We start from the raw sequence: 1440 nt of genomic DNA, 5'->3' as shown, positions 1-1440 counted from the left end.
GATTACAATGCTATTAAGTTAAGAAAAAAAAGTGCCGATCAAGTTGAACTTGATCGGCTGTCTCTTTTATCTTCGAGACATAACAAATATATCGAGATATGAATTTAAAGAAAGAAAATGAGATGGTGAAGAACTCTGGGGGTTCTTCAAAAAAAACTCTTTGATTTTTTACGAGACCCCGAGAAAATTTCCCTCTATAGACAATCCTCCAAGGATTTCAGCAGGTCATCAGCTTTATCATTTGAAGTAGTTGTAGGCAACATTCTTAATTTATTCAAAGAGTCTGTAGAGTTTAACCTTCAGAATATATTGCCATCGCTCTCTGTCAGGACGGTTACAGGTAGTGCTTTTTCGCAGGCACGTTACAAGGTCAAGCCTGAGCTTTTCCGCGACCTTTTGGAGTTTTTCAAAGAACCATACTATAGTTCTGAAAAGAAATTTTGGAAAGGCCATATTCTTCTGGCCGGAGACGGAAGCACATTAAATTTACCTCCATCCAAGGATATTGAAGCTTACTTTGGAGTTCATTCCGTCAACCAATTAGGGACCAAAAGATATTTGGCGCGGACCCTGCTGATCTATGATGTCCTTAACGACTTTATAGTCAGCGGACATATCTCGACAATGAAAACCGGAGAAAAAAACCTTCTAAGGGAGTGGTTGTCCACTGCTTTAACAAACAATAACCACATTTTAATTCTGGACAGGGGTTTTGGTAATTTTTGCACCTTTAAAGAGCTACTTGGTAAAGGGATGAAATTTTGTGTCCGCTTGCCCGTGAATAATAGCAACTTTGCCAAGAGGGTGATCGATGATGAGCGAGAGGACTTTATAACCCATTGGGACCCAAGTCCTAAGGAAAGGGAAAACAGCCGGAGCAATCAGCTTGATTGTGCCCCTATTCAGGTAATGGTAGTTAAAGTTAGGCTCACTACCGGAGAAACAGAGGTTTTGGTCACCAACCTTTCTGATCAGCAGAAGTATACTTCCAAAGATATGGCTGACCTTTACAAGCTTCGGTGGGGAGTAGAAGAAGGGTTTAAAAACCTGAAACCAAAAATGAAAATAGAACAATTTGGATGTAAAAAGGCTGCAGGCATTTTTCAGGAATTCTATGCCCATATCTTCTGCATTAATATGGTATCCCTTACAGGTATTGTTGCCAATAAATTAATAGAGAAAAGAACGCGTCACAGAAAATGGAAATACAAATACAACTGGAAAAATGCTTACAGATTTATAAGGGAAAAGCTTATTGAATTCCTGTTCTGCAAGGCAACCAGCACGTTACTGGATAAATGGATCAATCAGATATCAAGTTCTATTGTTCCTAAAAAACCAGATCGACACTTTCCAAGGGATACAAGATCCAGTAATAGAAAAGGCAGAATAACCCAATTTAACAAATAACACCAGCCTGTTCTAAAGTAGTCAATTCAA

Annotated in this window: 1 protein-coding gene; it reads left to right on the top strand. The window is 38.9% G+C overall.

Features of this window, described 5'->3' with window-relative positions:
* The first annotated feature begins 135 nt into the window (after positions 1-135).
* Entirely contained in the window at positions 136-1410 is a 1275-nt protein-coding gene (locus E1163_RS10550; RefSeq protein WP_155171429.1) for an IS4 family transposase, read from the top strand.
* Positions 1411-1440 lie beyond the last annotated feature (30 nt).

It is taken from the genome of Fulvivirga kasyanovii (assembly GCF_009711405.1).
Taxonomy (GTDB): Bacteria; Bacteroidota; Bacteroidia; order Cytophagales; family Cyclobacteriaceae; genus Fulvivirga; species Fulvivirga kasyanovii.
The sequence above is the reverse complement of the archived record's forward strand: the minus strand, read 5'-3'. Positions and strand labels throughout refer to the sequence as shown.